This is a genomic window from Bacillus cereus group sp. MG9 (assembly GCF_040459995.1).
Lineage (GTDB): Bacteria > Bacillota > Bacilli > Bacillales > Bacillaceae_G > Bacillus_A > Bacillus_A mycoides.
Genome location: NZ_JARVHC010000001.1, coordinates 1695751 through 1720179, shown reverse-complemented (window position 1 = coordinate 1720179; position 24429 = coordinate 1695751). Strand labels below are relative to the sequence as shown.

The window sequence follows — 24429 nt, the reverse complement described above, 5'->3', positions numbered from 1 at the left end:
ACAAAAAGGTGTTTCCACATATAGAAACACCCTTTTTACCCTTTATATATTTTATAAACAACTTCCACTAAAACTTTACTCGCTTGTACAAATACATGTTTTCGCTTTCCATCCTCAGCGAATCTATTTGAGCAGCCATTCATAATCATCATACAACTAATTATGACTAGCACTACACTTCTATTCTTGTTAGTCACTTTATGCCACTCCACTATTAAAAACTTCATTTAAATTTATCCTATCAAAAAATTTTACACGAATAATAAACCGAAAGAATATGCAATTCTGCATATTCTTTCGGTTTATTACGATGTTGTGATTTAATTTAGTTAAATAACACGTATAACGAGGTGACTAACTTGAAGTTTAAAGCGAAAAAAAATCCATTTCACGTCATTTTTATTACATTATTTATAATTATTTTTTTCATTTCGCTATTCTTCCAAAACGAAAATTCTATTTTTTTCACTCTTATGATGCTGTTAAATATCGTGAATCTCTCTTCATTCTATTTCTCTCACTACAACATAACGGAATCTTCTCTTATTGTAAAACACGGTTTCATATTACGTACTGAAATTCCATTTGAAGATATTCGTCACATTAAATACTCTGGCAAAACACTCCGTTCAGAAAAATGGACTAGGCAGCAATTAGAAATTGATTATAATTTATTTGACTCTGTGACAACTTTCGTACCACAAGAAGAAGAAAAATTCATTTCACTCTTAAAAGAGAACTGCCCACATATGAAAGTAATGAATACGTCTTCTAACAAATAATATCTTTTGGAGCTTGCAGTAGTACAAGTGGCGGAAACATAAAATAAATATCAAAAAAAGCCAAGATTCTAAATTAAGAATCTTGGCCTCTTCTATTATTCTTTCGGAGCAATCATTTTTTTCGGATCTACAATCTCATCAAATTGCTCTTCTGTTAGTAGTCCAGATTGCAATGCTGCTTCTTTTAAAGTTAACCCTTCTTTATGGGCATGCTTCGCAATTTTCGCGGCATTTTCATACCCGATATGTGGGTTTAGCGCTGTTACAAGCATTAATGAACGATTTACATTTTCATTAATTACTTCTTCATCTGCTTCAATACCAACTGCACATTTATCATTAAACGAAACGGTTGCATCAGCTAATAAGTGAGCAGATTGCAGGAAGTTGTAAGCAATAACTGGTTTGAATACGTTTAGCTCAAAATTACCTTGGCTCGCAGCAAATCCGATTGTTGTGTCATTCCCCATAACTTGTGCTACAACCATTGTTAATGCTTCACTTTGCGTTGGATTTACTTTACCTGGCATAATAGAGCTTCCTGGTTCATTTGCAGGGATAATAATTTCCCCAAGACCACTTCGTGGACCACTTGCAAGCCAGCGCACATCGTTAGCTATCTTCATTAAATCAGCAGCTAATGCTTTTAATGCTCCATGTGCAAATACAACTTCATCATGGCTCGTTAACGCATGGAATTTATTTGGTGCAGAAACAAATTGTTTACCTGTAAACAGACTAATTTCTTCCGCTACCATCTCACCAAATTTAGGGTGCGCATTAATTCCAGTTCCAACCGCAGTACCACCAATTGCTAATTCTTTCATATATGTATTGCTATCTGCAATCATACGCTCTGTTTTTTCAAGCATACGGTGCCATCCGCTAATTTCTTGTCCTAACGTTAAAGGTGTTGCATCTTGTAAATGCGTACGACCGATTTTAATAATATGTTCAAATGCAGTTACTTTTTCTGCTAATGTTTCTTTTAATTTCGTAATAGCTGGCAATACATGATTTTCTACCGCAATTACACACGCTACATGAAGTGCTGTTGGGAACGTATCATTGGAACTTTGAGACATGTTCACGTCATCATTCGGATGAATATGTACGTCAGATCCCTTTTCTTTCAAAATTTGATTACCGCGGTTTGCAATTACTTCATTTACATTCATATTCGATTGTGTACCACTACCCGTTTGCCATACGACAAGTGGAAAATGTTCATTCCATTTTTCTGCGATAACTTCATCAGCAGCTTCCACAATTGCTTGCGTCTTCTCTTCTGATAGCTTTCCTAATTTTTGATTACTAAGCGCTGCACTCTTCTTTAAAATCGCAAATGCTTTTACAATTTCAAGCGGCATATGCTCTGTTCCAATCGGAAAATTTTCCTTACTACGCTGCGTTTGTGCTGCCCATAATTTATCAGCTGGAACTTTCATTTCTCCTAATGTATCTCTTTCAATTCTGTACTCCATTTTTTCATCCCCTTGAAAATAAAATACCTACATCTTTTATTTTAACAGACTTTCCATCAAATGATAAGAATTCTCATTGATACATATAAAAAAATTACCTTCCGCCACCGCAGAAGGTAATTTTTTTATGATGCTTGCTTTCCTTTATCCGCATCATCTACATACCAAATGAACTTGCCTGTATATCCATAAATAACTGCTAAAATGAGTGATACGAAGCTTAGCCACATAAATGGAACGTATGATAATGTTGATACACCTAAAATACCAGCCATAAAAATACCATTATCAGACCATGGAACCATACCAGAAGTCAAAGTTCCACCTACTTCTGAGTTACGTGCTAATACGCGGCGATCTATTTTTAATTTATCATAGCTTTCTTCCATAATTTTTGGTGTTAAAATAAGTGATACGTACATCGCACAACCAAATATATTAGCTAAAAACGCAACGATTAATGTAGACAATGTTACATTACCTGCAGAATTTAATTTCTTCTCAAATTTCGATACGATTACCTTTAGAACACCTAACTTTTCAAGTAATCCACCAAAACCTAAGCCGAAAATAATAACAGCTACTGAACCAAGCATACCATTAATTCCACCACGGTTTAATAACTTATCGACAAACTCGACACCAGATTGAATTGAGAATCCGTTATATGCTGTTCCAATTGCCTCTCCAAAGTTCATTCCTTGGAAAAGTGTTGCCCAAATTGCACCAATTAAAGCTCCCATAGCAATTGTTGGCATAGATGGTTTCTTCATCGCCAATAGCACAATAACAATTACCGCTGGAACAAGCATCCATATTTTAATATCAAAGTGCTTTAATAAAGATTCTTTTAAAAACTCAACTCTATTTAAATCTACATTATCCCCGCCATACATCCATCCAGCAACAGTAAACATAATGCTGGTAATAATATAAGCTGGAACGTCTAATACGAGCATAGCTCGAACGTGAGCAATAACATCTACTTTCGCCATAGAAGCTGCAAGAACTGTGCTATCAGAAAGTGGTGATAATTTGTCTCCGAAATAAGCTCCTGAAAGGACTGCACCCGCAACAAGCGGAAGTGGTAATCCAAGCCCTTCACCTATCGCCATCATAGCAATACCTGCAGTTCCAACTGTTCCCCATGATGTTCCTGTCGCGATAGAAGTGATTGAACAAATAATTAAAGTTGCCAATAAGAATATGCTAGGGTGAATGAATTCTAATCCATAATAAATTAATGTAGGTACAACCCCACCAGCAATCCACGTTCCAATTAAAGCCCCAACTGCAACTAAAATAAGAATTGCTTCTAATCCATTAGAAATCCCTTTCGTAATTGCATCTTGCAATTCTTGATAACGAAATCCTAATCTTAATCCAAGCGCAATAACTAAAAACCATGAAATAAATAGCGCTAATTGAATTGGGAGATCAAAAATCGTTTGGAAGGAAAAGACGACAGCAAGAAATAGGCATAAAAGAATAATAATTTCTAGCATCGATGGTAATCTTACACTTTTCATTTTTTTCTCTCCTTACAAGTCGATAACATGATGTATGTAGTCTTACGTGTATGTAGTATACAATTAGTGAAGACAAAACAAAATTTTCATATTATTTCGATTTATTTTTTCAGTATAATATATTCACAACCCTTTCTATTGTAAAAGTAGATTGCGCTTTTCGCAATGAAAAATATAAAAAATGTTGTATTTTTATTTATTTAGATAAAAACACCTAATGAAATAAAACTTTAATCAATGAGGGTTTTATCCATCCCCACTAATTATTAACCCATAATAACCTTTTTAATATTTGCCTCAACAAAACTTTTTACTACCGCTTTCACCTCATATGTAATAATATATTTCCACATAAAAAAAGAGCATACATCATTTAATCGATGCATGCCCCTCTTTTATTTATACATATTTTGTATCTCTTCTTTATTTTTAAGTATTTCCGAAAACTTATCGCTACAACCTTTCGGAAATAAAACTCCGAGTCCATATGAATGCCCAAACTGAAAATGAGGGTATTTCACCTTGACCTCATCCCAAAACTTATACACACCGAAATCACCGTTTTTAACTTCAATATCATGAAATAATACAATACCGTTTTTCGCAACTTTAGGTAACCATGTTTTATAATCATGAGAAACAGCTTCATACGTATGATAGCCATCAATATGCAAAAGATTTATCGTTTCATCTTGAAACTCATCCAGAGCATCATCAAAAGTAGACCGAATTAAATTCCCTATATTCAGGTAGTTATCCCTCACCACTTTTTCTACTATTTGAAAAACCCCTTCTCCATATGGACCTGTATGCCCATCTCCAGCCCAAGTATCTACAGCAAAACATTTTGTGGCTAACCCACCATCTTTTACCCCCTGGCAAAAACTAAAAAATGAAGCACCTAAATGCGTACCTAACTCAACTAAAGTTGCTGGTTCTTCAAATCTTACTAAATCATATGCGAAATCTAAATGCCCACTCCACGCAGATTGTGACCGAATAATAGGACTAAAATTTTCAAATTCAAACGATGGTTTATGAGTAACCCAGTTCATCACGTATCTCCTTATACACATATTTTTAACAAACCAAATTACTCTTATCTTTATTTTTTTGGCGTCGCGATTATGATTATATTTCATAAAAAGATGATCGTTCTTAATAAAATGAAAATTTAATCAGTGGGGGTTTTTCCATCCTCCACTGATTATTAGCCTCACCAATTGGACTTTTACGAGCAGCACGACTCCCACCTAACTTCCTCGCATTCGCCGAATTTCAAGGTGGGAGTCTTACTGCCCGTTAATGCGGGATAAACAATTTTATTTCAAATTAGAAATTTCAGTTTATTGATATTCCATTCTGTGATATATTGCATATTGTATTCAATATATTTTTTTAAAAAGGAGGACTTATATATTTTATGGATTCAAATCGTTTAAAAGGAATTATTATGGTTGTAATCGGTGCTTGTTTATGGGGCTTATCCGGAACAGCTGCGCAACAACTTTTTCAATATGAAAACGTTTCTACTGAATGGTTAGTTACAATCCGTTTGCTTATATCCGGTGCTATTTTGCTCATTATGTCATCATTCGGAGCGAACAAAAAAGAAATATTTGGAATTTGGAAACAAAAGTCTGATGCAAATAAGATAATTTTGTTCGGTCTTTTAGGCATGCTTGCTGTACAGTACACGTACTTCGCTTCTATTAAAGAAGGAAACGCTGCTGTTGCAACTTTGTTACAATATTTAGCCCCTATATTTATCACTGTATACTTACTTTTCAAATGGAGCGTTCGTCCATCAAAAATTGATTATATTTCAATTACCCTCTCATTAGTAGGGACTTTTCTCCTATTAACAAACGGTTCTGTTCATAACTTAGCTGTATCTACACCTGCTATCATTTGGGGCGTTTTATCTGGACTATCTCTTGCATTTTATAGTTTGTATTCAAAAGAATTGTTAGAAAAGTGGTCTTCATCCGTTATCGTTGGATGGGGGATGATCATTGGGGGGATTGGCGTAACGATTTTACACTTTATTTCCACAAACGAATTCATTTTATTATCAACTATGAAATATGTAAAACTAAGTACCCTCCCGCTCGTTACATTTGTCGTCATTTTCGGGACACTCATCGCATTTTATTTATACTTAGATAGCATAAGATACCTTACGCCTAAAGAAACAACATTATTTGGCTGTACAGAACCACTCGCAGCTATTATTTCTTCTGTGCTTATTTTGCACGTACCGTTTCAATCTTTTCAGTTATTAGGTGCTTTTTGTGTAATTGTAATGGTGCTCATATTAAGCCAAAAACCGGATAAAGGAAAACCAAAATTAAAGCTTGTTAATACGAAAAAGAAACATATACAATGAAAGGATTGAATTCACTATGCCTGTCCCTCAAAATTATAAAAAACCAGGAAGAGTTTCAGCAAAGTCACTCGTTTTAAATCAACTGCAAGATTGGATTATAGAAGGTGTTTTACGACCTGATGAAAAAATAAATGATGGGGAATTGGCAGAAGCACTAGGAGTAAGCAGAACACCTGTTAGAGAAGCTTTACAAATTTTAGAGCTTTCTGGATTAGTTGAAATGGTACCTGGGCAAAAAACGAAAATCGCGCCTATTAAGTTAGACGACGTATCTATCATTTATGAGACGATAGCTGGTCTTCACTCAATTATAGGAAAGCAAGCACTGCAAAAAGTTACAGACGCTGATATTAAACTACTTTCCGAGATAAATGATGCTTTTCAACAATCTATACATGAAAAAGATTCAAAAAAAGCTTTAGAACTAGATATACGATTTCACAATACAATTACTTCTATTGCTAAAAACCGATATATTGAACCTTTTCTAGAAAATATGCAACTTCACATTTTACGCCTTGAATATTTATTTTTCCAAAACTTCGTGCCTGCAAGTCAATCTATTAAAGAACATCACTCTATAATTCAAGCACTACAAAAACAGGATGAAAAACGAATGGAACAAATGATGTCTCAAAACTGGCTCCGTCCAATGAAAGAAATACAAAAAATAATTTCTATGAAATAATAAAGCTGGTTACACAAAAGTGTAACCAGCTCCTTCTTTAATAATCTATATGCTATGCCTGAATATTTGCGTAATCTTCAATATGCTCGTACTCTTTTTCCAATTCCTCTAAAGATAGCTCGTATAATTGTCGGTCGCGAATCTTAAACACCCCTGCTCCAATTAACTCATCAATTAAATGTCTCTTACGATTTTCAACAGCAAAACGGAGTTGACTACTCATCTTTTAAAAAACTCCTTTCTACGATCATTGAAAATGATAATCTTTATCAATTACCACTTTTGATTATAAAAGATGATTCTTAATAAGTAAAGTAATCTTATGAAATATTTACCTTACAAAGTATTTGTGGCCACATTATATATATGTATGCCACGCGAAAAATGTTATGACACTTTTTCATACCCTTTTTCTTTCATACTTTGCAAGTTGTCTCATTATGGTTAAATTCACCCTCTATTTCAACTTGAATGGTGACATGTTCTACATGAAATTTCCCCTTTAATACATCCGTTGCTTCTTTCAATACGCTTTGCGTTTCATTACCTTCAATAATAAGATGGCAAGTTAATACTTGAAAATCTGATGTTACAGACCATATATGTAAATCATGAACTTCTTTTACAATAGTAATATTTAATAATGTATTTTTCACCTCTTCAGCATCTATGTGCTGCGGTGCACCTTCCATTAATATATGAACTGTATCACGTGTTACACGCCATCCACTTATAATGACTAAAATAGACACAAGAATACTAGCAACCGCATCTGCAGCAGTCCATCCAAAAAATTTAATAAGTAACGCAGCAATAATCGCTCCAACTGAACCTAATAAATCGCCTAGTACATGTAAGAACGCACTTCTTAAATTTAAATTACCTTTCACATCTCCGCCTCTCATTAATATCCAAGCTGATACAATATTAATAAGCAGACCAAGCACAGCAATAATGAGCATTCCATTACTAGCGATTTCAACTGGTTCCTTAAAACGACGAATTGCTTCAATAAAAATATATACTGAAATGACAATAAGAACGACACCATTACATAATGCCGCTAACATTTCGACTCGCTTATACCCATATGTTTTCGCGGCCGTTGCCGTTTTTTCCCCAAGCTTGAACGCAAGTAAACTTAAAGCTAAGGATACTGCATCACTTAACATATGCCCTGCGTCAGACAATAGTGCTAAGCTATTTGTTACAAATCCGCCAATAACTTCAGCAATCATAAAGCTTGTTGTTAATAAGAAGGCAATTAATAACGCTTTTTTATTTTTTGAATGACCGTGATCATGTGAGTGTCCCATACAAATGCTCCTTTAAGTGCAATATCTGTATGTTAGTATGAAACACATTCCCTATCTTTATCCCCCATTAACGCCCGATAGTGAATGCTACTAATCCGTAGAAGATGAACAATATCCCACTGATTAAAGTTTCACTTTATCCCGCTTCCTCTGTATACAAACTTCGCTACTTTTCAAACAAGTCCTTTTTCTCAACTAAAAACAAGACTACTTCTTTTTTATTTTCATATTGTTTACTAATGAAAGAATTTTTAAGGGGGTTACAAAATTGAAACGACTATTTCTCTGCATGGAGCGTGAACTTGTTGTAGTAAAAGAACAATATGGTAACTATGAAACCACATATCATTTACAAAATATGCAACCTACCTGTATTGTGGTTGATCCATTCCAAACAAATCGTGTTTATTGCGGCACATTTGGACGAGGTTTATGGCTAAGTGACGATGGCGGGGATTCGTGGAGACCAATTGGAGATTCATATCGTTACTTTGATTTCCCTAAAGAGGATGGTATTTTACACTCTTCTATTACTTCTATAACGATAAGCTCAAATGAACAAGTTAACGGCTACGGCGTCGTTTATGTAGGTACAGAACCTAGTGCTTTATTCCGTTCAGAAAATGGTGGTGAAACGTGGACTGAACTTAAAAATATGAAATCATTATTATCTTCCTATACGTGGGCTTTTCCGCCTAGACCTTTTACCCATCACGTACGCTGGATTACAGTTGATCCAAACAATCCAAATACACTCCATGTTTCAATCGAAGCTGGTGCTGTTATTCAAAGTAATGATAAAGGGCATACATGGATTGATAAAAAATTCGGTGCTCCTATCGATGCTCATCAATTACTCATGCACCCTGAAGCCCCAAATCGCCTTTATGCATCATGCGGTGACGGATTTATGGGCGGACCTGATCGCGCATATCTTGAAAGTTATAACAGTGGAAACAGCTGGATCTCATGTAGTGACGGACTTGAGCATCATTATTTATACAGCATGGCTATCGATCCGGCTGATTGCGATACAATTCTCGTTTCTGCCGCACCAAGTGCCGACCTTGCTCATCACCGTATTCCTTATGAATCTTATATTTATCGGAAAACGAAAGATACTCCGTTCCAGCAAGTACAGCAAGGTCTACCATCTGCAATTGGTACAGTCATTTCGATGTTTGCTACAAATCCAGCCGAACCACATACGTTTTACACTTTAAATAACAATGGCATCTTTCAATCCACTGATAGCGGCGAATCGTGGGAACAACTAAATATTCCGTGGAAAGATGAGTATAAAACGCAGCATCCGCATGCGTTACTCGTAACTAGTTTTTAACGAAAAAGAGACTGCCTAATGTTTTTAGGCAGCCTCTCTTTTATTTCTTTAAATCAATTACGATATCATCTAGAACAATATCTTTACTCTTCGCTTCTTTTTTCGGCACTTCAATTTTCTTCTCTTTTCCATTCACATATTCCACTCCACCATGATTTTCAGGTGTATGAACTCGCAAGTGTACACGAGGTGTAACGATAAGCTTTGTTGCATTTTCGTTCAACTTTTGGAATGTAGCACTCCATCGAATATTGTAAGGATCGTTGCCACTTCCCCCATTTCCTTCACCCGAATAATCATTCCCTAAATCATCCTTAACCGTCAATTCAACATCTACACTATCCCATTCTTTCCTCGCACCCTTAGAAACTTCTTGATTGTAATAAAGAATAAATGAAACCGGCGACATTGCGACCTTTTCCATATTTGCTTTTATACCTTCTTTTTCCGAACTTCCACCAATTGTTCTCTCTTTACTATCCATTGATTTTACAGCTAATGCGAAATTCCAATTACCTTGTATTGATTTTTTCCTATCTGGCATCTCTATTCCCTCTATATTCCATCTAAAGTTTACTTTGTCCTTTTTATTAATATCATGGTGCGTCGTTGTTACCATACCTACATACTTTTTTTCAGTAACTTTAGTCATTTTCCCACTTCCTGAACTACCATGAGCGTCCATTATATCCAATCCACCTAATATAATAGGATCATCCCCTAAGTCTTGCTCACTTTCCAGTGAATACGTTATAGATAATGTTCTGCCATCAGAAATTACATCATTAATTGTAACCTTAACCCCATTACTCTCTCTCGTCATATTCAATTCAGTCGAAAACTCTTTATAATTTTCATATAGTCCTGTTCTACCATTATCTAAAAATCGGAATATGTCACCTACAATTGGTAATCCTCCAGCATATGTAGGAAACCCGATACCAAGCGTTGCAACTGATAATCCTACTAAAATAGATGCAGCAGCAACACCTTTTTTCCAACTTTTCATCTTTTTCTTCGTACGTATCGATTGTTTTACATTGCGTTTTACTTTTTCTTTTTCAATTTCAGAAGCCTCAATTTCCTCAAGTTCTTTTTCATCTATATCAATATCATTTAATAGTTCATAAATGTCTTTCATATTGCACTACCTCCAAAACTAATATTCGTAGCATTTTGTTGTAGTTTCTTTTTTCCCCGGTACACACGATTATCTATTGCTGCCCGAGTTAATCCTAATTTGTCACCTATTTCCTCTGTCTTCATACCGAGAAGATATTTCATAATGAATACTTTTTGATCTAACGGTTCTAATTGATTAATAAGCTTCAATAACTCTTCCCTATCTTCCATAACGATTAATTCATCTTCTGCCGATTTTTCTGTACTAATATGAAACTCATCTGAAATAATTTCTACTGTTCTAGTCGCTTTCCGGTAATAATCAATCGCCTTAAACTTTGCAATCGCTGCAATCCATTTTTTAAAATCATTCGGCTCTCCATGAAACTTATTTGCGTTATTCCAAATGGAAAGAAATATATCGTTTACACATTCCTCTATGAGTCCATCATTTTGAACTGGAAGAAGAACTTTGTGCGTGATTCCTTTTATGAGTGGTAAGTATGTATCAACAACAAATTCTAGCGCATCTTCTTTTTGCCGTTGTAATCTTTTTATAAAATTTTTCTCATTTGATTTCATGTAGCGATTCCCCTTATTTTTTTGTAAAAGCTTTTACACCCTATATAACGTCTAAAAAAATATTTTCTCTCATCTTTTTTATTTTTTGTATGTAATGAAATACTTTTCCTTAGCCATTGTCTCATATAAATATAAGCTTGAAGAAAATTTTCTCAAGTCTGTAATTCAATTAGTGTAGTACACTATTTATGTAGACACTCTTTAACCTGGTGTACATTTCATTTGATTAATCTACTTTTATAATTTTAAATTAGGAGATGAGATTTGTATGTGTGGAATTACAGGTTGGGTAGATTGGAAGAAAGATCTTTCAAATGAACATGTTATTTTAGAAAAGATGGCGAATAGTATTCAGCATCGCGGTCCTGATGCTGAAGGATTTTGGTTTTCACCTCATGCGGCTTTTGCACACCGACGTTTAATTGTTATTGACCCAGAAGGCGGGACGCAGCCGAAGACATTTCGTACTGGTGATTATACGTATGCTCTTACTTATAATGGAGAAATTTATAATTTTCGTGAGCTGAGAGAACAGCTTCGAAAATGTGGTCATGCATTTGAAACGCATTCAGATACAGAAGTATTACTACATGCTTATTTAGAATGGAAAGAAGACTGCGTACAACATTTAAACGGAATTTTCGCTTTCGCCTTATGGGATGATCAGAATCAACAACTGTTTTTAGCACGTGATCATTTAGGCGTAAAGCCACTCTTTTATACAGAAAGAAATGACAGTATTATTTTCGGATCTGAAATCAAAGCATTATTAGCTCATCCATCTGTTCCTGCTGAAATTGATGCGGACGGCATAAATGAAATATTTGGATTAGGCTTATTTCGAACTCCAGGATATGGTGTCTTTAAACATATTCAAGAAGTTCGTGCTGGACATTCTATAACATTCACACGTGATAAAAAAGTAGTTAAGAAGTATTGGAATTTAGAAAGTAAGATCCATACAGATTCTACTGATGATACATCATCACATATTTTATCTATTTTACAAGATACAGTAAAAAGACAATTAATTGCCGATGTTCCTCTCGTCTGTATGTTATCAGGCGGATTAGACTCTAGCGGTATTACTGCACTTGCGGGTAAAGAATTTAGAGAGGAACACAAAACACTTCACACATATTCAATCGATTTTTTAAATAGCGCGAAAGATTTCGAACTGACATTTGCTCGAACTGGTCTAGATGCTCCTTGGGTAAAACGTGTTTCTGAACATGTAGGGACATCGCATCATGACATTATTGTGAATGCTGAAGAGTTAGCAAATCACTTATTCGTTCCCCTTCACGCGAAAGATTTACCCAGTGCTGGCGAAATGGAAACTTCACTTTATTTACTATTTTGCGAAATGAAAAAAGATGCAACCGTAGCTTTATCTGGAGAATCTGCTGATGAAGTATTCGGGGGATATCCTTGGTTTCATCAAGAAGAACTATTATATGTAGATAAGTTTCCGTGGTTAACAAACTGGAAAAACACATCTTCTCTATTATTAAACGACGTAACAACTCAATGTAATCCTGAGCAGTATATTAATAAACGATTCCATGAAGCTGCTCTTGAAGTACCTACTCTTGAAGGTGAAAGTAAAAAAGAAGCGAAACAACGTCAAATGTTTTATTTATTTTTAACACGATTCCTTCCGTTCTTACTCGACCGTAAAGACCGTATGAGTATGGCTGTAGGATTTGAAGTTCGTGTACCGTTTTGCGATTATAGATTAGTTGAATATTTATGGAACGTTCCTTTCAATATTAAAAGTATTGATAATATCGAAAAGGGAATTTTACGTAGAGCGCTGAAACCAGCTTTACCTGATGATGTGCGAAATAGAAGAAAAAGCGCTTACCCTACTTCACAGGATCCACACTATTTACAAACAATCCGCAATTTAACGCTTGATATGTGCAGTAATAAAAACAATCCTGTTTTCTCACTCATTAACCATTCCATATTACTTGCAATTGCTGATCAAAGTAACAAAGAGATTACCAATTTTGAAGCAAGAAGTGCTATGGAGTATATGCTACAAGTAAATGAATGGTTAAAAACGTATCATATTCATATTGCTTAACAAAAAAGAGTTCAAGGACAAAAACCCTTGAACTCTCTTTCATTTATTAATTGGCACATTGTCTATTTTCAGTATCGATGGACCATCCAATAATAGTGGCACAATCTCTACCTTTCCACTGAAGTACATTTGTTAATACAGGCTCAATCTGTAAACAAGATCCGTCGTGTAATATTTCTACTAAAGATTGATCATCATCAAACTTTAGTTTATCACACTCTAAAATACCATCCGTTGCCATTACAATGTGATTCTGACCTTTTTCTAATCCCCTTACCCCTGATGTAAAACAAGGTGTATTCGCTGCAAAAACATTTTTTCTTCCTATATACTCATAGTTCTTACGCTTATTTAGCCTACCTTTTCCATTTTTCGTTTGCTCTGAATGGAATAAATACGCGAAGCAATCACCAACTGATAGCCAATATAAGAACTCGCCTTTTCGTAAACAAATTAAACATGCAAGTTCCTCATCATCTTGGTCACATTTCTCGATAAAGAGCTCATCTGTAAATAACGCTAATAAATACATATGTGTATGATGAAAAGCTAAATGGATTGGGTATGAAAATAACTCTTTTAGTTTTTCTTCTCTTTCTGAAATCGCTTCTATTATATAATGTATATTTTTCGTTTTATGATGTGTATCAAAAATCATAACAAATTCAAATTCTAATTTCGGATCCCACCAAGCTAGCACTGCATCTCCTCTTTCATATGCATCACTCTCTTGATTTCCTCCATATACGCCGACTGAAAGAGGACCACATTTTTCAACATGTATTTGATCTACATACATCTTTTCATGACTAATCCATTTAAATGTATTCACAGCTATCATCCTCTCTCTTGCTAAATGTATACCTTTACACATAGATTACCTTATATTTCAATAAAAATAAACTTTTTCAGCATTTTTAATGAAAATAAAAGGATTTTACTTCTTAATCAACGAATATATCTTATTATACGATATAAAAATAGGAGGATTTATCATTATGAAAGACATTAATCAACATTGGGAAAGTATTTATTATCACTTACGATATGAATATGAAGACAACCTTTCTCACCAAGCTATTCGTATTTTACAAATCGTTTCTCGTGAGAAAGATATAACAATTGGAAAAGTTGCTACTGAGCTTAGTCTCTCTCATAACACAGCATCTGAACACGTAAAGCGCCTTATTCAAAAAGGATTTATTATAAAAGAAAGAAACAAACACGATGAAAGGGTTGTAAACCTTACTTTAACGAAAGAAGGCATTGAAGTATTAGAAAAGCATACTTTACTAGATAAAGAAAAGATAAAAATATTAGAATCACAATTATCAAAAGAAGAGCAACAACTAATAGAAAAAGCCTTTTCGTTATTAGCTAAGGAGGCAAAATATGCATTTCCTCGTTAAGGTCATCGTCTCCGCCCTCATTATTGGGGGTGTAACCGAATTTGCCAAATATTTTAGTACGCTTGGTGGCTTTATCGCAGCCCTTCCTCTTATTAGTTTACTTAGTTTATTTTGGATTTCTTTCGAAGGTGGGAGTAAACAAGAATTAAGTCAATTCGCTTTAGGCGTATTATATGGATTTCCTGCATCTGCACTACTATTATTTATTGTTTATATCGGTTTAAAAAACTCCTTTTCACTTAGTACATCTATACTCTTAGGCATATGTGCCTGGTGTATCGTCTTTACTTGCCAAAAAATATTTCAAGCTTAGGAGGAATTACTATTAATAGATCAGTAGAGATATTTGGACAAACTGTAGAAGTATATATAAGAGGTAACAGTAAACAAACTGTAGTCATTCAAACAGGAATGAGTTGCTCATTTTATGATTGGCTCCCTATTATAGAAGAGCTTTCACAACACTTTACAGTTGTTTCATACCATCGCCCAGGTTACGGAAAAAGTGAGCTAGGAAATACTCCACGTACAGCAAGGCAAGTTACAAAGGAACTACATATGTTACTAAACAAACTCCATATTCACGAGCCAATCATTCTAATCGGCCATTCCTATGGAGGGTTATGTGCACAACATTTTGCAATGTTACATGAAGATAGGCTGCAAGCACTTCTTTTAGTTGATTCTACTTCCATGAACTTACACCGATTAGATGAGCTTCATTTACCAGTTTCTGATCAAACTGATTCTGATGATATGTGGCTACAAAAATATCATACTTACTCCAACATGGATGCAGACGCACTTTATAATGAACTAAAATCTATGCTCCTCAATACAACAAAACAGCATATCAAATTTTCGACCTCTCCTTCATTATATAAAGCGACAGCTTCTGAACTGTCCGAGTGGAAAAATTGTGCTCGCTCAATAAAAAAACAACATAAAACATTAGAAATACCATTAATTGTTATCGGTAGAGATCCTCAATATTCTATTGCTCAATTAATTGAGGGCGGTATGCCAAAAGAAGAAGCTACACAACTTGAAGATATGTGGCAAGAACTTATTCGTGAACAATTAAATCTCTCAATAAACAGCCAATACATTTTGGCTGAACATGCTAGTCACGGGATAGAAAACGATCGTCCAGATGCTATCATTGAAGCCATTCACTTATTGTAAATAAAAAAAGGAAGCAACTAAAGCTGCTTCCCTACTTATCTATTCATAGTCTTCTTCATCATCGACTTCTTCATAATACGAACTCCCATTGCTTACATATATAGGACCGTTCGCAACATCAATACGTAGTACCCATGCCCACGGCACAGCTAAACGTTTATGTATTGCTCTCCAAAAGTTCATTGATTTTCTTTCGTACTCCTGGAACTCCTGAAGTAACTCTTTATAGGAGGAACCGTCTAACTGAATATTTGCTTCTAATAAACGAGAATGGGCATAGTACTGTAACTCTAGTTCAGCAGCAATCTCCATTTCTTCTTCCGTTGCCATACCTATAATTGCTCCATCTGCTGGTGCGATTTCATATACGTTGTGAACTTCAATAAGCCCTTCTTTCTCTTTCTCAAACATGTAAACAGCCTCCTTTAACAAATATTTTTTATGTTACAAAGTCATACTTCTACAATACTTTCTCTCTTTCCTCTTTTTTTGATAAACTTTTACAAAAAGTTTATCCGATGACCTGTTTTCTCTATTCTTTCAGCAGAAATGAAACGATTATTATCAAAAGTTAATTTGTACACATCGGGCATATGAAGTGTTTTCCAAAACTGAAAATCATATTTCGAATCAAAATAATTCATTAGTAATACCATAATATTCCCATGAGTGCCTATTACAATATTCTTCCCTTTATATTTTCCTAATATATTTTGCATACATAATACAGCACGCCTCTGCGCTACATCATTTGATTCTCCGCCTTCGTATGCAAAAGTCCAGTCTTCCCATACCTTCTGAATAGCATCGTTAAAATCTGTTACTGGCTCTTTACTTAATAACCTTTCCCGTAAATCTTCTTCCAGTTGTATTGATAAATTATATGTATTCGCAATTCCTTGCACGGTTTGAATCGCCCTTTTATACGGACTAGAGATCACAACATCAATATGTTCCTCTTTTAATAAATGTATTACATTATCTGCATCAATGTGTCCCTTGTCAGATAAGGGGCGTTCCCTTTCTTCCTTTGTATATGTAGAGTGAGCGTGGCGAACGAAATATATTGTAGTCATAACATTCAACCCTTTCCCATGAAAATCATTTACATTCAAATCGCAACCTACTTATATGTAAAACCTTCTTAACTTTATTACTCATTATTTTCATACTTTTTGTTTATAATGTACTATGCTTTTCATTAGGGGGGAATACAGTGTCTTTCAACAAAAAAAATAATAAAGTTCCATTATCAAATTCATTTAACCCCGAGCACATTGGACCTACATTTCCACCTCCTTCCTTATTCCCTTTTCCTACTGGCCCTACTGGTAGCACTGGATCTACTGGACCTGGTGGTATTACTGGCGACACTGGGGCTACTGGAAACACTGGGCCTACCGGGAGCACTGGGCCTACCGGGAGCACTGGGATTACCGGGAACACTGGGATTACCGGAAACACTGGGATTACCGGGAACACTGGGCCTACTGGCGACACTGGGCCTACCGGGAGCACTGGGATTACCGGGAACACTGGGATTACCGGGAACACTGGACCTACTGGCGACACTGGGCCTACCGGGAGCACTGGGATTACCGGGAACACTGGGATTACCGGGAACACTGGGATTACCGGGAACACTGGACCTACTGGCGACACTGGGCCTACCGGGAGCACTGGGATTACCGGGAACACTGGGATTACCGGGAACACTGGACCTACTGGCGACACTGGGCCTACCGGGAGCACTGGGATTACCGGGAACACTGGGATTACCGGGAACACTGGGGCTACTGGAAACACCGGACCTGCTGGCAACACTGGGGCTACTGGAACACTGGGACTGCCGGTGACACCGGACCTGCTGGCAACACTGGGGCTACTGGAAACACCGGACCTGCTGGCAACACTGGGGCTATCGGGAACACTGGGATTACTGGGAACACTGGACCTACAGGGAACACTGGGAACACTGGGATTACTGGGAACACTGGGAACACTGGGACTACCGGTGACACTGGACCTATAGGAAACACTGGACCTACTGGCGACACTGGACCTACAGGGAACACTGGGACTGCCGGTGACACCGGACCTGCTGGCGATACTGGGGCTACCGGAAACACTGGGACTGCCGGTGACACCGGACCTGCTGGCGATACTGGGGCTACCGGAAACACTGGGACTGCCGGTGACACCGGACCTGCTGGCGACACTGGACCTACGGGAAACACTGGGTCTACTGGGAACACTGGATCTACCGGAACATTTGATACAAGTACCGAAGCATATGGTCATATTTATAGTACAACTGCTCAGTCTATTGGACCTGGTGCTGATATTGAATTTGATTCTAACGGCTCATTAAAAAGTGTTTTTTATACACCTGGTACAGTATCCGCCAATGTAGATCCTACAGTAGGGGGTTCATATTTAGTTATTTTCAAAGTGCTAGTTACATCACCAGATACAGCAACCTATGCTATCACTGTAGGGGGCGTTGCTCAAGCTACTACTTCTTATTCACAATCTACAGATGCAACTGGAAATTTATTATTATCCGGATCTGCCGTCATCAACATTCCTGGTGGAACTCCTGTAACAATACGAAATGTTGGTGCTACTACAAACGCTTTACCTGTTATCCCTATTACAGTTACTGGTGCTCCTGCCATTAACGCATCTATTCAATTAATTCGGTTAGATATCGGTTAATTCCTTTGAGTACACTTCTTATAAAACCAACAAAAAGATGCTTTATACAAAGCATCTTTTTGTTTACATAATAAAATTATTTCATTATAACTTTCTTCTGAATTCCTCATCTGTTATAGCATCTTGAATAAAATAATCTATATTATTTCTCAGCTTTTGGTATGCAACTTGATCTTCTATACCGTTAAACATAATTACAACTTCTACCTTATTCCCTTTCTTATCTGTAGTATACAAACTTTTTGTCAATACGAATGCGGTAGAGCCACCTTTTTGACCAGCGTATTCTAACTTACTATTATTAACCGTTCCTTTGAAAATATTCTCGATTTCTTCTTGCATTGATTTTGGAAAATAATTTCTACTATTTATCTTTTCCATTATACTCATATAATCTTTAGCGTTTGCACCCACTAATCGATCTGACCAAATTCGCTGAAATTCCATATCTACTTTTAATGGGATATCCCGTTTTTTCCATTCTTCTTCATCTTTCATCCATTCATGAATTTGTAACACATGTTTATTATACTCATCCTTTGGCATGTTTCGTATCGTTTCTAACGATTGATTTTCTGGCTCATGAAGCTCTTTTTCTACATACCCTCTCATATATAGTGAAGCCGTATACGAAGTGAACTCGTCATGACTAGTAAGCTGTAACTCTTTTATACTTTCATTTACTCTTTCTATTCCAAGCTTATCTAACAAATATGTTGTATTTGCATTAGAACTATAATGAATCATCCGATACGATAAACTTAACTAAATCTATACAATTCAATCAAATTCACACAAGTTAGTGCTTCATCGTGTTCTCGCAACCCCGAAGGGACGAGGGGTATAACACTCCACACGAGGCAGTATCGTTACCTCCTATTATCAAGCATTTATTTTACCCATCTTGATAAATTTATCGCAGCATTTACATCCCTATCGTGATGGCTATTGCACCCAACACAACACCACTCACGTATTTTTAAACTCCACTGTCCTTCTGGTTGAACTGAATGGTCGTATTTAACTCCGCAACATGAGCAAATCTTGCTTGAAGCGAACCATTTATCAGCTTTTACATATGCAATGCCGTACTTCTCACACTTGTATGATAAACATTGAAAGAAGAAGTTTAATTTTTGAAATGAAAATGCTTTCGATAGTTTTTTGTTTTTTAACAGGTTTGAGATATTTAAGTCTTCCACAACAATCCTCATTGGTTTGGTTTTCACCAATTTAGCTGTTGCTTGATGGATATGGTTATTTCGGATATTCATAATTTTCCTAGATAACCGCAGGTGCTCAGTTTTAGCTTTTTCATATCCGGCAGATTGAATTTTCACACCTTTTTTAAATCTCCTAGACATATCTCTTTGCGCTGACTTTTTCCTTTTCAAAAGTTTTTTAACCTTAGCATCTTTGTTTATATTTCGTTCTTTCGTACCATTAGAAGCCACAAACAGCTCTTTTAAACCAACATCCACACCAATCGACTCATTGGTTAGTTCTTGTGATTCAAAGTCTTCTTGGAACCCTACACTAATCCACCAGTGACGACCATCAAAGGTAACTCTTGGATTTGATGGTTTTTTGTTTCTTGGTAGTTGTTGGCTTGTTTTCACTTTTCCAATAGACTGAATATCAACTACTTTCTTTCCTATAATCAGTCTTTCATAATTGGCATAAAATCCTTGGTTTAAATCTTTTTTGGATTTATAAGAAGTGTGATAACCATTTTTGTACTTTTCGAACGAATTTTTCCTCGCCTTGTCAAAATCTTTTGAAGCCTGTTTGGGAACTTGTGCGTTGATGTTATTTAACCACGCATATCTCTTTCGCTTCTTGATCTTTGTAAATCGTTTCTGTAAAGCTAACTGTGAAACAGATTTTCCAAATAGCTTATAGTATCTATCACTCATTCTTTTACAATAGTTATAAGCGAATCTTGCAGCACCAGCATGGTTTCTAAGCACTTTTTCTTGTTCAGACGTTGGAATTAGCCTGACTTTCTTCGCCAATATCATCAGAATTTAACTCCTTTAATGAAAGATTGGTTCTTCTGAATAGTAGCGTGTTCCACCAGCATTCTCCTAAGACTACTAGGATACAAACCTGTTAATTCCGATACTTGACTAACTCGTGAAAATTTCATTATTATTCTCACCTCATTGAACCTAACATAGCACGTACGTTCGATAACTTCAATAAAGTTTGATAGATTCAATAAAATTTATCTTGTTCAACTAAGGGCGCAATTCCTTAGCCAGTTCTCTTATGAACTTCTCATGTTTTCACATGAGCGCAGACTATATGTTTATCTACTTAAAGATAGAGGATTTTTCCACCACCATAGGCTTGTGATGTACTCTCGTCAGTTATACGAGATAGTCGTTGAACGTTCATCTTATCCATTTTGACTTAGATGATTCGAGGCGGAAGACCCATTGTTCTAGTGTTTAGGATTTAACCTTGCACGATCTGATTGATTTTTTCTGCTTTCGCGACATTCACGCTCGCTATTTCTAGCCACGTTGTAGTTCAATCAGCTTTAGGGATTGCCCGCAGTTAACCCTCACTACTAGCCAATCACTTGACTAGCAGGGCTTACTGATATATTTACTTAACTTTCGTTATAATTGGTTAAATAAATCGTAACAGTTAGTTACCCTTTTGCAACTTCTTCTAAAGCGATCTGCCCACTTTTCACTAATTCTCTCGCTTTAGCATCTTCTAACCAACCAGGATGCGCTCCACCATCAGTGTTTTTAACATAATATTTTTCTAAATCCTGCAATGAAATTTGTTCATCTCGACTTATTTTTCCTTCTGACACTTGCTTAGCAAATTCAACTGCTATTACGATTTTTGCCGTACTTGCTAATGGTAATTTTTTATTTTCATTTACAGATGTTACTACTTCACCGTTTTTTCTAATAAGTAATGAACATGTTTCATCACCTTTATGTTCTTTTATGTAGTTTAATACGTAATCAGGATCTTCTTTTGACAAATAGTACTTCATAATAACAAAGAAAGCTATAACAGCTACTACAATCACTCCTGCAACAATTCCTATAATCTTTAATATGTTCACAATATGCCCCCTCTATAAATTCCCTTCTATATAATAATTATAACGAATAAAAATACAAAATTATACAAAACAGAGTAACTCTTCCTAAAAAAAGAAAGAGTTACTCTATTTCACATGATGTTATTTGTCCATTTAACGTAACAACTATATTTGAGTCGTCACTTTCTTTAACTCTATTTAGTCGATTTGAGTTAGGAGGACCAATTACAACTGACTCCTTAATTGGCGAAAGGTCCTTTCCTAATTTTTCTGCACTTACACCGTATGCAGCTTGAAATACTTCTGGCGGTGTTAATCTAAGTATGTCTGATCCCTCTGCTGTTTCAAACTGATCGTTATTAAAGAACAAATGTAATTGTACTTCTTCTGTTACCGCTGTAATCCAATGCCACCATCCCATTGGAATAAAGACAGTTTGCCCCGCTTTCACATGATAATTTTGCAATTGATTCGTTTCGGGATTTAAAATGGATGTAACTGCTTCTCCTGATACAACAACATCTAATTCCCACGCATTCGGATGCCAATGTGGTTCCCGCATATGCCCTTTCGTCATAAATAAATCAACAAACGCCCCTCCTATCATCGCAGGTAACTGCGTTGAGGTAACTTCATATGCAACGTTTTTCTCATCTCTTTTAAAAAAGACATTTTTTCTCGAATCAAAGAAAAGATTTGGCGTTCCTGAGCTTTTCTTTAAATTTTTATTATCTGTAACATAACCTGAATTACTCATTCAATCCCTCTTTCCCGCTCCGAACATTTCTGATTTTACACTGTATCGTATGGGGAAATTTTATAAATGTGCCTATTAACAACATAACAAAAAAACATGCCTTCATGATGAGAGCATGTTTTGTGATTTTTTTCACATTGTTTAGTTAAAAAATAAACTTTTTACTTACCATGATGTAACATTAAATCACTAAGTTCTTCTTCAATGTGATTTAATTTCGCAACTCCTTCTTTCCATTTATGAATATAACGCGATACCCCGACAATAAATAAAACAATAATTGTAGAAAGAATAATACCATATACGATTGTTACAGTACTCATAGTTACACTTCCTTATAATTAGTAATGTTGTTATTAGTTATATTTTTATTATAAACCTTTTTCTTTTAAAATACTTCGATTTCAACTTTTTGTAACAAAATTGATTTTTCTAATATTTCGTTCGTAAAAATGGAATATTTTTCACAAATTATACAAAACTTCACCATATGTACTATTGCCACATGAGTTATATTGTTAAATAGGATAAAGTGAAATTTTAGTCAGTACGGGGTATCTATCCCACACTGATTATTAGCCCGCACCAACCAGGATTTTACGGACCGTTACTGTGGGATAAAGGGGATGAAATACTATGACGACTTGGTTTATTGTAATGTTAGTTGTATTTGGAGCATTTAAAATTATTGTTTCTAGCCTTCCTAACTCTGCTATTGAATCCATTATTAGCAAGTACGAAACACATCCACAACTTGAAGAAGAGAATGTGACTGTTACAATCAATGGAAATAACTTAGAAGGCGAAAAGAAATCCAAAATTATTCATGATTTTAACGAAGGATTATTTTTAGATCGCTATTATGCACCACCACACAATGAAGGCACTCCTTTAATTATCAATGCAAAACGTGGCAAAAAAGATTTTACATTTTATATTTATAGTCATGAAGAGCATGTTGATGTAGTAAAACAACATAAAAAGAAGGTAGTTGCTTATAGTTTACGCTCTCAAAACCTTCAAAATAATGATATGTTCGTGTCAGCTGATTTAGCTTAATACTCATATATTAGAAGAAGGAATCCATGGCACATGGATTCCTTCTTTCCTATTTACTGAAAAATAAGCTCTGTCTTCAAACTATCTTTCGGTAACAACCATCCTTTTTGTTCTAAACTCTTCATTAATAATTCTCTTTGTTTTGTTGCAATACTTTCCTCATTTGTTTTAAATGACACTTCTATTACGAAATCATCTTCTATTTTCCCTGTATTACTTAGTGGCCAAACTTCAATATTCGTTTTTATATTTTCAAACTCCCCTGTATACCGTTTCATTAATACAGGACCGTAAATACGAGAATTCTTGAGCATTTCTTCTCCCCAATTCGTATACAACCATTTGTTCATTTTCCCTGGCAACTTTTCTATTAACATGTTTTGAGCGGCTCGTTCGTTTGGTAAATCAAGTACTCCATACCCTTTAGCGCTGTAACTTTTCTTATTTGAAATACTTAACGTTTTTTTCTCAAATCCCCAATCTATTTCCGCCTCATAATTATCAGTTTTACTATCAAATCCATCCTTTTTAGCCACTTCTAGTGCATCTTGAATTACACCATTTGGAATAGGATATCTTTTTTTATATGTTAGTTCAAAATCTTTACTAAATTCTTTCTTTCGAATTCTCGCAAACCAACCTTCATTACTTAAATTTTTATTCGCTGTATCTAAAAATTGCAATTGTATTCTTTCATAATTTGTACCAGCCTGGAAATATTCTAGTACCTCTTGGTTCATCTCTTTGTTATAACCTAATACTTGTTCTGGCTTTAATAATAACTTCACTTCAAAGCTAGGTTTCAGTGGACTAGCAGCAAACCCTTCCTTAACATGATAAAGGAAACAACAAAAGAAAATACTTACGAATACAAATACCTTTTTCATATACCGATCTCCTTTACA

Annotated in this window: 26 protein-coding genes and 3 pseudogenes; 11 read left to right on the top strand and 18 right to left on the bottom strand. The window is 35.5% G+C overall.

Annotated features, from left to right (window positions below; all coding sequences use genetic code 11):
- Positions 1-35: 35 nt before the first annotated feature.
- Positions 36-227: a hypothetical protein gene (locus QCI77_RS08885; RefSeq protein ID WP_002141208.1), complete on the bottom strand. Its 192-nt coding sequence runs from the start codon at positions 225-227 to the stop codon at positions 36-38.
- Positions 228-359: 132 nt separating this feature from the next.
- On the opposite strand from QCI77_RS08885, the gene QCI77_RS08880 reads away from it, so the two are divergent.
- Positions 360-782: a PH domain-containing protein gene (locus QCI77_RS08880; RefSeq protein ID WP_044441536.1), complete on the top strand. Its 423-nt coding sequence runs from the start codon at positions 360-362 to the stop codon at positions 780-782.
- Positions 783-877: 95 nt separating this feature from the next.
- Here QCI77_RS08880 and fumC read toward each other — a convergent pair whose 3' ends face one another.
- From fumC to QCI77_RS08865, 3 genes are all read right to left on the bottom strand, one after another.
- Positions 878-2266, bottom strand: coding sequence for a class II fumarate hydratase (fumC, locus tag QCI77_RS08875; protein WP_002035171.1), 1389 nt, complete (start codon positions 2264-2266; stop codon positions 878-880).
- Between the two features lie 125 nt (positions 2267-2391).
- The gene (gene nhaC / locus QCI77_RS08870; RefSeq protein ID WP_002135474.1) at positions 2392-3795 is read right to left on the bottom strand and encodes a Na+/H+ antiporter NhaC; all 1404 of its coding nucleotides are present in this window, start codon (positions 3793-3795) and stop codon (positions 2392-2394) included.
- Between the two features lie 395 nt (positions 3796-4190).
- The gene (locus QCI77_RS08865; RefSeq protein ID WP_002030981.1) at positions 4191-4850 is read right to left on the bottom strand and encodes a class I SAM-dependent methyltransferase; all 660 of its coding nucleotides are present in this window, start codon (positions 4848-4850) and stop codon (positions 4191-4193) included.
- A gap of 368 nt (positions 4851-5218) precedes the next feature.
- Here QCI77_RS08865 and QCI77_RS08860 point away from each other — a divergent pair, with 368 nt between their 5' ends.
- Both QCI77_RS08860 and QCI77_RS08855 read left to right on the top strand, forming a co-directional pair.
- The gene (locus QCI77_RS08860; protein ID WP_353824781.1) at positions 5219-6184 is read left to right on the top strand and encodes a DMT family transporter; all 966 of its coding nucleotides are present in this window, start codon (positions 5219-5221) and stop codon (positions 6182-6184) included.
- Positions 6185-6200: 16 nt separating this feature from the next.
- Entirely contained in the window at positions 6201-6872 is a 672-nt protein-coding gene (locus QCI77_RS08855; RefSeq protein WP_002030983.1) for a GntR family transcriptional regulator, read from the top strand.
- 52 nt (positions 6873-6924) lie between these two features.
- Here QCI77_RS08855 and fbpA read toward each other — a convergent pair whose 3' ends face one another.
- On the bottom strand, positions 6925-7095 hold the full coding sequence (gene fbpA / locus QCI77_RS08850) for a Fur-regulated basic protein FbpA (protein ID WP_002012091.1): 171 nt from the start codon (positions 7093-7095) through the stop codon (positions 6925-6927).
- A gap of 193 nt (positions 7096-7288) precedes the next feature.
- Positions 7289-8188, bottom strand: coding sequence for a cation diffusion facilitator family transporter (locus QCI77_RS08845; RefSeq protein ID WP_002012090.1), 900 nt, complete (start codon positions 8186-8188; stop codon positions 7289-7291).
- 268 nt (positions 8189-8456) lie between these two features.
- Here QCI77_RS08845 and QCI77_RS08840 point away from each other — a divergent pair, with 268 nt between their 5' ends.
- Positions 8457-9530 carry a beta propeller repeat protein gene (locus tag QCI77_RS08840; protein ID WP_353824780.1) on the top strand — a complete coding sequence of 358 codons (1074 nt, stop codon included), beginning with the start codon at positions 8457-8459 and terminating at the stop codon, positions 9528-9530.
- A gap of 40 nt (positions 9531-9570) precedes the next feature.
- Here the strand turns inward: QCI77_RS08840 and QCI77_RS08835 are convergent, their stop codons facing one another.
- Both QCI77_RS08835 and QCI77_RS08830 read right to left on the bottom strand, forming a co-directional pair.
- Positions 9571-10671, bottom strand: a complete 1101-nt coding sequence (locus QCI77_RS08835; protein WP_353824779.1) for a DUF4179 domain-containing protein — start codon at positions 10669-10671, stop codon at positions 9571-9573.
- The gene (locus QCI77_RS08830) at positions 10668-11234 is read right to left on the bottom strand and encodes a sigma-70 family RNA polymerase sigma factor (protein ID WP_002012086.1); all 567 of its coding nucleotides are present in this window, start codon (positions 11232-11234) and stop codon (positions 10668-10670) included. The genes QCI77_RS08835 and QCI77_RS08830 overlap by 4 nt, the downstream gene beginning before the upstream one ends.
- A 268-nt stretch (positions 11235-11502) precedes the next feature.
- Between QCI77_RS08830 and asnB the strand changes: the two genes are divergently transcribed.
- Positions 11503-13326 (top strand): asparagine synthase (glutamine-hydrolyzing), encoded by a 1824-nt coding sequence (gene asnB, locus QCI77_RS08825; protein WP_353824778.1) that lies wholly within the window; start codon positions 11503-11505, stop codon positions 13324-13326.
- Between the two features lie 46 nt (positions 13327-13372).
- On the opposite strand, the gene QCI77_RS08820 is transcribed toward asnB, so the two are convergent.
- Positions 13373-14200 carry a PP2C family serine/threonine-protein phosphatase gene (locus QCI77_RS08820; RefSeq protein ID WP_002012083.1) on the bottom strand — a complete coding sequence of 276 codons (828 nt, stop codon included), beginning with the start codon at positions 14198-14200 and terminating at the stop codon, positions 13373-13375.
- 124 nt (positions 14201-14324) lie between these two features.
- Between QCI77_RS08820 and QCI77_RS08815 the strand changes: the two genes are divergently transcribed.
- Genes QCI77_RS08815 through QCI77_RS08805 form a run of 3 tightly spaced genes read left to right on the top strand, consistent with a single transcriptional unit; the run spans position 14325 to position 15920 of the window.
- Positions 14325-14735, top strand: a complete 411-nt coding sequence (locus QCI77_RS08815) for a MarR family winged helix-turn-helix transcriptional regulator (protein ID WP_002030991.1) — start codon at positions 14325-14327, stop codon at positions 14733-14735.
- Positions 14719-15048, top strand: a complete 330-nt coding sequence (locus tag QCI77_RS08810) for a DUF3147 family protein (protein ID WP_113770021.1) — start codon at positions 14719-14721, stop codon at positions 15046-15048. The genes QCI77_RS08815 and QCI77_RS08810 overlap by 17 nt, the downstream gene beginning before the upstream one ends.
- Positions 15000-15920 (top strand): alpha/beta fold hydrolase, encoded by a 921-nt coding sequence (locus QCI77_RS08805; RefSeq protein ID WP_193652673.1) that lies wholly within the window; start codon positions 15000-15002, stop codon positions 15918-15920. The genes QCI77_RS08810 and QCI77_RS08805 overlap by 49 nt, the downstream gene beginning before the upstream one ends.
- Before the next feature lie 39 nt (positions 15921-15959).
- Here the strand turns inward: QCI77_RS08805 and QCI77_RS08800 are convergent, their stop codons facing one another.
- Together QCI77_RS08800 and QCI77_RS08795 are read right to left on the bottom strand one after the other, a co-directional pair.
- Positions 15960-16331 carry a hypothetical protein gene (locus tag QCI77_RS08800; protein WP_000461762.1) on the bottom strand — a complete coding sequence of 124 codons (372 nt, stop codon included), beginning with the start codon at positions 16329-16331 and terminating at the stop codon, positions 15960-15962.
- An 89-nt stretch (positions 16332-16420) separates the two neighbouring features.
- Positions 16421-16996: a histidine phosphatase family protein gene (locus QCI77_RS08795; protein ID WP_113770023.1), complete on the bottom strand. Its 576-nt coding sequence runs from the start codon at positions 16994-16996 to the stop codon at positions 16421-16423.
- Between the two features lie 200 nt (positions 16997-17196).
- On the opposite strand from QCI77_RS08795, the pseudogene QCI77_RS08790 reads away from it, so the two are divergent.
- Positions 17197-18188: pseudogene (locus QCI77_RS08790) on the top strand (hypothetical protein); the annotation flags it as partial.
- Positions 18189-18371: 183 nt separating this feature from the next.
- The gene (locus QCI77_RS30910; protein WP_060751579.1) at positions 18372-18638 is read left to right on the top strand and encodes a hypothetical protein; all 267 of its coding nucleotides are present in this window, start codon (positions 18372-18374) and stop codon (positions 18636-18638) included.
- Between the two features lie 84 nt (positions 18639-18722).
- On the opposite strand, the pseudogene QCI77_RS08785 reads toward QCI77_RS30910, so the two are convergent.
- The 6 genes and pseudogenes from QCI77_RS08785 to QCI77_RS08760 all read right to left on the bottom strand — a co-directional run.
- Positions 18723-19385 (bottom strand): annotated as a pseudogene (locus tag QCI77_RS08785) (serine hydrolase); the annotation flags it as partial.
- A gap of 143 nt (positions 19386-19528) precedes the next feature.
- On the bottom strand, positions 19529-20659 hold the full coding sequence (locus QCI77_RS08780) for an RNA-guided endonuclease InsQ/TnpB family protein (protein WP_353824777.1): 1131 nt from the start codon (positions 20657-20659) through the stop codon (positions 19529-19531).
- Between the two features lie 641 nt (positions 20660-21300).
- Positions 21301-21729: pseudogene (locus tag QCI77_RS08775) on the bottom strand (serine hydrolase); the annotation flags it as partial.
- A gap of 100 nt (positions 21730-21829) precedes the next feature.
- Positions 21830-22465, bottom strand: coding sequence for a cupin domain-containing protein (locus QCI77_RS08770; protein ID WP_002086416.1), 636 nt, complete (start codon positions 22463-22465; stop codon positions 21830-21832).
- A gap of 161 nt (positions 22466-22626) precedes the next feature.
- The gene (locus tag QCI77_RS08765) at positions 22627-22788 is read right to left on the bottom strand and encodes a hypothetical protein (RefSeq protein ID WP_000109008.1); all 162 of its coding nucleotides are present in this window, start codon (positions 22786-22788) and stop codon (positions 22627-22629) included.
- A 65-nt stretch (positions 22789-22853) separates the two neighbouring features.
- Entirely contained in the window at positions 22854-22970 is a 117-nt protein-coding gene (locus QCI77_RS08760; RefSeq protein ID WP_080118797.1) for a multidrug transporter MatE, read from the bottom strand.
- A 131-nt stretch (positions 22971-23101) separates the two neighbouring features.
- On the opposite strand from QCI77_RS08760, the gene QCI77_RS08755 reads away from it, so the two are divergent.
- Positions 23102-23524, top strand: a complete 423-nt coding sequence (locus QCI77_RS08755) for a YfmQ family protein (RefSeq protein ID WP_113770024.1) — start codon at positions 23102-23104, stop codon at positions 23522-23524.
- Between the two features lie 53 nt (positions 23525-23577).
- Here the strand turns inward: QCI77_RS08755 and QCI77_RS08750 are convergent, their stop codons facing one another.
- Entirely contained in the window at positions 23578-24411 is an 834-nt protein-coding gene (locus QCI77_RS08750; RefSeq protein WP_113770025.1) for a hypothetical protein, read from the bottom strand.
- Positions 24412-24429: the final 18 nt, after the last annotated feature.